This window comes from Yoonia sp., assembly GCF_036007805.1.
Lineage (GTDB): Bacteria > Pseudomonadota > Alphaproteobacteria > Rhodobacterales > Rhodobacteraceae > Yoonia.
In genome coordinates this window covers 1-6,521 of record NZ_DASYOK010000325.1, presented here as the reverse complement: position 1 = coordinate 6,521, position 6,521 = coordinate 1, and the positions used below count along the sequence as shown (strand labels likewise).

Annotated in this window: 8 protein-coding genes and 1 pseudogene; 7 read left to right on the top strand and 2 right to left on the bottom strand. The window is 58.2% G+C overall.

Annotated elements, in window-relative coordinates; translation table 11 throughout:
- The 6 genes from VGP75_RS17305 to VGP75_RS17280 form a co-directional block, all read left to right on the top strand.
- On the top strand, positions 1-222 hold a 222-nt coding region (locus tag VGP75_RS17305), incomplete at its 5' end, for a tRNA ligase subunit PheS family protein (protein WP_526025529.1).
- Positions 219-806 (top strand): hypothetical protein, encoded by a 588-nt coding sequence (locus tag VGP75_RS17300; RefSeq protein WP_327544842.1) that lies wholly within the window; start codon positions 219-221, stop codon positions 804-806. The genes VGP75_RS17305 and VGP75_RS17300, both read left to right, overlap by 4 nt.
- A gap of 403 nt (positions 807-1,209) precedes the next feature.
- Complete coding sequence (locus tag VGP75_RS17295; RefSeq protein ID WP_327544841.1) at positions 1,210-1,638, top strand: ASCH domain-containing protein; 429 nt, start codon at positions 1,210-1,212, stop codon at positions 1,636-1,638.
- Between the two features lie 90 nt (positions 1,639-1,728).
- On the top strand, positions 1,729-1,935 hold the full coding sequence (locus tag VGP75_RS17290; RefSeq protein WP_327544840.1) for a phenylalanyl-tRNA synthetase subunit beta: 207 nt from the start codon (positions 1,729-1,731) through the stop codon (positions 1,933-1,935).
- A 92-nt stretch (positions 1,936-2,027) separates the two neighbouring features.
- A complete protein-coding gene (gene pheT / locus VGP75_RS17285) occupies positions 2,028-4,424 on the top strand; it encodes a phenylalanine--tRNA ligase subunit beta (RefSeq protein ID WP_327544839.1) in 2,397 nt (798 codons plus the stop codon).
- 51 nt (positions 4,425-4,475) lie between these two features.
- On the top strand, positions 4,476-4,925 hold the full coding sequence (locus tag VGP75_RS17280) for a YtoQ family protein (RefSeq protein WP_327544838.1): 450 nt from the start codon (positions 4,476-4,478) through the stop codon (positions 4,923-4,925).
- An 18-nt stretch (positions 4,926-4,943) separates the two neighbouring features.
- On the opposite strand, the gene VGP75_RS17275 is transcribed toward VGP75_RS17280, so the two are convergent.
- On the bottom strand, positions 4,944-5,639 hold the full coding sequence (locus tag VGP75_RS17275; protein ID WP_327544837.1) for a glutathione S-transferase family protein: 696 nt from the start codon (positions 5,637-5,639) through the stop codon (positions 4,944-4,946).
- Between the two features lie 159 nt (positions 5,640-5,798).
- Here VGP75_RS17275 and mscL point away from each other — a divergent pair, with 159 nt between their 5' ends.
- Positions 5,799-6,233: a large conductance mechanosensitive channel protein MscL gene (gene mscL, locus VGP75_RS17270; protein ID WP_327544836.1), complete on the top strand. Its 435-nt coding sequence runs from the start codon at positions 5,799-5,801 to the stop codon at positions 6,231-6,233.
- 57 nt (positions 6,234-6,290) lie between these two features.
- Here mscL and VGP75_RS17265 read toward each other — a convergent pair.
- Positions 6,291-6,521, bottom strand: a pseudogene (locus VGP75_RS17265) (alanine dehydrogenase); the annotation flags it as partial.

Sequence of the window (6,521 nt, the reverse complement as noted above, 5' to 3'; positions counted from 1 at the left end):
CTGGGTTCGGGCATGGTGCATCCCAAGGTGCTGCAGGCGGCGGGCGTGGACCCGTCGCAATGGCAGGGCTTCGCCTTCGGCATGGGAATCGACCGGATCGCGATGCTGAAATACGGCATCCCCGACCTGCGGGCGTTCTTTGACAGTGATCTGCGGTGGTTGCGGCACTACGGGTTCAGCGCGCTGGACGTGCCGACGCTGCATGGTGGGTTGAGTAGGTGAATTCTGGCGATATCTTTGAGGCTATCGCTGCGGTGTCGCAACTGGTGATGGCGATTGCAGTATCGATCGGCGTAATCGTCGCGTATCGTCAAATCAAAGCCAACAGAGCAGACCATCTTGAACAGAAAAAATTTGAAATTGCCGATACACTAATTGGTTTGGTATTTGAGTTGGTGGATCGACTAGAGCAAGTGCGTGATCGAGATGATTTTATTGGAATGCCACAAGCCGAACAAATTGCAACTGTGACTGCTCGTCTTGATGCGATCCAAGATACTAACGACATCGTCAAGTCAATCGCTCGACTCAATGTTCGGCAGAGAGCGATAATTCAATCTGACGCAGTGACAGCTGAAATTGAAAAACTGTTTGAGGCTAGAATTGAAATATTTAACGCCTTAACGACCATCAAACACAACTATCCGCAACCATCAAAAGATGATCTGGCAACGGAAAGATTGCGTAATGCAAAAGAACTGATACGTGGTGGTGGCATCCGAAGCGATAATCTCCATATGCGATTGAACGATATCCTCGCCACAATACAAGCAGAGCTCGCACAAAGCCTGCGCCTTGGCCTGTAATAAATCTCCCGCCCGGCTCGCCGGGCCGCGCCCGGACCTCCCCCATGGGGAGGGCGCTTTTGCAGCCTCTAAATTTGCCGCATCGTCAGCAGTCTTTGTGGCGCTCCGCCAAATAGAACCGTCACAGCGCCCACCCCGAGGTCCGGACACTGCCCTTCGGTTGCATTTTGCTGCCGCGCACCGAGGGCTTAGCCCGTTTGAACCTGAGACTATCCACCGGATCATTTCCAAGCCGGTTGACCATGTAATCCGCGTTCCGGCGCGATTGCCTTTTGTGGGTTTCACCCACCCTACCGATTGACCACCCCACCGAATAAACTCTTGCCCGCTTTGGGTGCTCCCCTAACGTTCCGCGTCGAACCAATGTAGGGTGGGTGAAACCCACGCGCGAAAAGGCCACCCAATGACCAACGACACCGAAGACCTACAAGACACATACCCCGGCGCGGGCACGTTCAAATTCGGCGATAGCGCGCAACTCTGCCAGCACCTGATCGCGCTTGTCCGCCAAGGCAAGAAGACCGCCACTTGCGGCGCGCTGGCCGATTTCGAAGGCGAGCCCGAGGCGATGCCCGTCGTCGGCCGCTGCGATATCGCGGCGAATTGGGACGGCACACCCGCACTGGTCATCCGCACGACCAAGGTCGAGGAAATCCGCTATTGCGACGTGACCGAAGAGATGGCCTTGGCCGAAGGCGAGAACGACAGCCTTTTGGGCTGGCGCAAGGATCACAAAGCCTATTTCAAGCGTAACGGCGGGTTTGACCCTGAAATGATGCTGGTCTTTGAACACTTCGAACTGGTCGAGGATCTGGCAGGGCGCGAGCTTTGATCGTGCGCCGGGGCAGGCCCCGGCCTCCAAGGAAGGCCACACAGTAGGCCCGGGTTTTGCCCGATACCTGTGCCGCGCTATGTTAAGAGCATGCAACGGCTCTGGCTCATCATCCTTCTGACCTTCATCATCGGCGGCCACATCGCGATGTGGACCTCGGACATGCCGCGCGATCTTGCGCTGCGGCTGACGCTCATCAACGCGGCAGGCTGGGCGGTGATCCTGATCCCGGCATGGCTGGTGTCCAAATGGGCTGCGGCACATCAGCGTCGCAGCGATCCGCAGTCCCGGACCTGATCCGGGACCTCACCGCTGCGTATCGCCCCCTTTCCCATTGCGGCGTAATCCGCTAATCCCACCCCAACAGATTTAACCCGCAGGACGGACCCATGAAATTCACGCTTTCCTGGCTGAAACACCACCTTGAAACCGACGCCTCTGTTGCGGACATCGCCTATGCGCTGACCGATCTGGGGCTTGAGGTGGAAGGGATCGAAAACCCGATTGATCGGCTGGCGGATTTCACCATCGGCAAGGTGGTTTCGGCGGAAAAGCACCCCGATGCCGACAAACTTCAGGTCTGTCAGGTCGAAACCGCAGACGGCCCGACCCAGATCATCTGTGGCGCACCCAACGCACGCGCAGGCATCACCGTCGTGATCGCCAGCCCCGGCACCCATGTCCCCGGCATCGACACGACCATCGGCGTGGGCAAGATCCGCGGCATCGAAAGCTATGGCATGATGTGTTCCGAGCGCGAGATGGAGCTCTCCGAAGAACATGACGGCATCATCGAACTGCCCTCGGGCGAGGTGGGTCAGCGGTTCACCGATTGGCTGGCCGTCAACAGCCCCGAAAAAGTCGACCCTGTGATCGAGATTGCGATCACGCCAAACCGCCCCGATGCCCTTGGCGTCCGTGGCATCGCCCGCGATCTGGCGGCGCGCGGCATCGGCAAACTGCTTCCCCTATCGGTTGATCCTGTGCCGGCATCCTTCAAAGCAGATCTTGGCGTGAGTATTGCGGAGGATACACTGGATGGCTGCCCCGTCTTCTGTGGCCGCCTGATCAAAGGGGTCAAGAACGGCCCCAGCCCCGATTGGCTGCAGGCGCAACTGCGCGCCATCGGTCTGCGCCCCATCAGCTTCCTTGTCGATGTCACCAACTGGTTCACCTATGACCTGAACCGCCCGCTGCACGTCTTTGACGCCGATAAGGTGCATGGGAACCTGCGCGTCCATCGCGCTGCTGGCGGTGAAACACTGACAGCGCTTGATGACAAGGAATACACCCTGCAGGCAGGCCAGATGGTGATTTCTGACGACAACGGCCCCGAAAGCATCGCGGGGATCATGGGCGGGCTCGCGACAGGCTGCACCGAAGACACCGTGAACGTTTTTGTCGAAAGCGCCTATTGGGATCCCGTCCAGATTGCCTACACAGGTCGTGCGCTCAAAATCAACTCGGACGCGCGGTACCGGTTTGAACGCGGTGTTGACCCTGCGTTCACGCCAGAGGGGCTTGAACACGCGGTGCGGATGATCGTCGATCATGCGGGTGGCGAGGTGTCCGAAGTGATCCAGGCAGGTGCTGTGCCCGATACGTCGCGCGCCTACAAACTTGACGCCAAGCGCGTGATCTCGCTGGTGGGCATGGATATTTCGGAATCCACCCAGCGCTGCACTTTGACCGACCTTGGTTTTGTCATGGATGGCAATATGGCCCATGTGCCCTCCTGGCGTCCCGATGTGCAGGGCGAGGCGGATCTGGTCGAAGAGGTTGCGCGGATTGCGTCCTTGACGAAACTCAAAGGCAAACCTTTGCCGCGCATTGACGCGGGCGTGCCCAAGCCGATCCTGACACCGGGTCAGATGCGCCAGCAGGCGGCACGCCGGACCGCAGCAGCGCTGGGGTACAACGAATGTGTAACCTACAGCTTTATTGATGCCGAGGCAGCCAAGCTCTTTGGCGGTGGCGACGATGCGACCATGCTGGAGAACCCGATCAGTTCCGAGATGTCCCATATGCGGCCTGCGTTGCTGCCCGGGCTTTTGCGTGCCGCAGCGCGCAATCAAGCAAGGGGGTTCATGGACATGGCCCTCTTCGAGGTTGGTGCGGGTTTTCATGGGGGCGAGCCGGGTGAACAGCACATGCTGGTCTCGGGTGTCTTGATCGGGCGGACGGGCCCCAAGGATGTGCATGGCACGTCGCGGTCTGTCGACGTCTTTGATGCCAAGGCCGATGCCGAGGCGATCCTTGCGGCAATCGGCGCGCCTGCGAAGGTACAGATAATGCGCGGGGCTGACGATTGGTGGCACCCCGGACGGCATGGCAAAATCTGCCTTGGACCCAAGAAGGTGCTGGGTATCTTTGGCGAACTGCACCCGCGCGTGCTGCGCGAGATGGATATCAAAGGGCCTGCTGTGGCCTTTACGATCTGGCCCGATGAAGTACCGGTGCCCAAGAACAAGACCGCCACGCGCGCGGCCCTTGTCGCCACGGATTTGCAGGCCGTCGAACGCGACTTTGCCTTTGTCGTGGATGCACAGGTCGAGGCGCTGACGCTGGTCAACGCCGCTGCGGGTGCGGACAAGACCCTGATCACGGATGTACGCGTTTTTGACGAATTCATCGGCGGGTCGCTGGGTGAGGGCAAGAAGTCCCTTGCCGTGACCGTGCGTTTGCAGCCGACCGAAGCGACGTTGAAGGACGCCGATATCGAAGCGGTCAGTGCCAAGATCGTAGAGAAAGTGACGAAAGCCACAGGTGGTGTTTTGCGCGGATGATTCTGCGCCGCGCCCACGGCCTGTAAGGAACAAAAACGAAGGAGCCCCAATATGACCCTCAAGATTTATCTTTCCGGCGAAATCCACACCGACTGGCGCGAGCAGATCATCACCGGTGCAGCGGGGCTTGATGTGGCGTTTGACGGCCCTGTCACCGATCACGATGCATCGGATGATTGCGGTGTGGCGATCATGGGTGCGGAAGACAAAAAGTTCTGGCACGACAACAAGGGTGCAAACCTCAACGCGATCCGCACGCGGCACGGGCTTCAGAATGCCGATATTGTCGTGGTGCGCTTTGGCGAGAAATACAAACAGTGGAACGCAGCCTTTGATGCAGGCTATGCGGCGGCCCTTGGTAAGTCGCTGATCGTGATGCACGGGCCAGAGCACCAGCACCCGCTGAAGGAAGTCGACGCCGCGGCCCTTGCCGTTGTGGAAGAGCCGCAGCAGGTGGTGGATATCCTCGCCTACGTTTTGAACGGGACATTGCCGGGGTAAGGTGGATTTCAATCCACCTTATGGGCGGGGCGGTATGTTCATCGCCTTGTCCACCGCAGGCCGTTCGAAAAACCGCGCGACATAGGCCGGCACGTTTTTGAGATCGTCATAGCCGACGTCATCCTTGGTGCCATAAAACCCCAGCGCATTGACCCATGGTGCAATCGCCATATCCGCGATGGAATAATCGCCCGCGATCCAGTCTTTGCCAGACAGTTCCTTGTCGAGGACGGCCAACAGCCGGATGGCTTCATCGCGGTAGCGCTCGCGCGGGCGCGGGTCTTCGATCTGTGCGCCTGCAAATTTGTAAAAGAACCCCATCTGGCCAAACATCGGCCCGAGGCCACCCATCTGGAACATCAGCCACTGGGTGATCTTGTGCCTGTCTGCTGCAGAGGCACCGATGAACTTGCCGGATTTCTCGGCCAGATAGAGCAGGATTGCACCGCTTTCGAACAGACCAATCGCGCCGTCAGGCCCGTTCGGATCAATGATCGCGGGGATCTTGTTGTTCGGGTTCAGCGACAGAAACGCATCGCTTTTCACGTCCGCGTCGCTGAGTGTGACAAGGTGCGGTTCATAGGCCAACTGCATTTCCTCCAGCGCGATAGAGACTTTGACGCCGTTGGGTGTGGGGAATGAATAAAGCTGGATCACGGACGGGTCCTTGGCGGGCCAGCGTTGCGTGATCGGAAAATCCGCTAAATCGGCCATCTGTGGTGGTCCTTCTATCTCGTTTTACAATGCGCCCAAGCTAGGGGGAAAACCCGCGAACAAAAACCCGTTCCTCTGTTCAAAAATATGGCTAATACTGTGCGCACAGCCGCAGAAGGGAAAAATCCGCGCGCTGAAAAACAAGAAATGGGGACAGAAATGCTTAATGAATTCAAGACGTTTATTGCCAAGGGGAATGTCATGGACATGGCCGTTGGTATCATCATCGGTGCCGCATTTACGGCCATTGTCACGTCGCTGGTCGGCGATTTGATCAACCCTATCATCGGCCTTGTGTCCGGCGGCGTTGATTTCACAAACAATTACGCCGTACTTGCCGGAGAAGTACCTGCAGGCGCATCATTGGACGCCGCACGTGAGGCAGGTGCATCGATCTTTGCCTATGGTGCGTTCATCATGGCGATCATCAATTTTCTGATTATCGCCTTCGTTGTCTTTATGCTGGTGAAAATGGTCAACAGGGTCAAAGACGCAGCGATGAAAGAGGAAGAGGCCGCGCCGGAAGCGCCGAAGGGTCCAACCGCAGAAGAACTGCTGGCCGAGATCCGCGATGCGCTGAAGGCGAACGCCTGATCCTCTCTGCCGCATGAACAAAGGGCCCGCTTTTTCCAAGTGGGCCCTTTTTCGTGTCTAAGCCTTGAGCGCCAATGAAGGCGACAAGACGTCAATCCCCAAGGCCTTACCGACCGCATAATAGGTCAGGTTGCCTGCATGGACGTTCAGACCGTTCAGCAGATGTGGGTCATCTTCGCAGGCCTGACGCCAGCCTTTGTCGGCCAGTGCCAACATGAACGGCATTGTCGCATTCCCAAGTGCGATCGTGGAGGTGCGCGCCACAGCACCCGGCATGTTGGCCACGCA

Excerpts from the sequence above, each read along its gene's own strand:
- mscL (WP_327544836.1), top strand. The coding sequence starts at position 5,799 with ATGCTTAATGAATTCAAGACGTTTATTGCCAAGGGGAATGTCATGGAC.
- pheT (WP_327544839.1), top strand. The coding sequence starts at position 2,028 with ATGAAATTCACGCTTTCCTGGCTGAAACACCACCTTGAAACCGACGCC.
- VGP75_RS17275 (WP_327544837.1), bottom strand. The coding sequence starts at position 5,639 with ATGGCCGATTTAGCGGATTTTCCGATCACGCAACGCTGGCCCGCCAAG.
- VGP75_RS17280 (WP_327544838.1), top strand. The coding sequence starts at position 4,476 with ATGACCCTCAAGATTTATCTTTCCGGCGAAATCCACACCGACTGGCGC.
- VGP75_RS17290 (WP_327544840.1), top strand. The coding sequence starts at position 1,729 with ATGCAACGGCTCTGGCTCATCATCCTTCTGACCTTCATCATCGGCGGC.
- VGP75_RS17295 (WP_327544841.1), top strand. The coding sequence starts at position 1,210 with ATGACCAACGACACCGAAGACCTACAAGACACATACCCCGGCGCGGGC.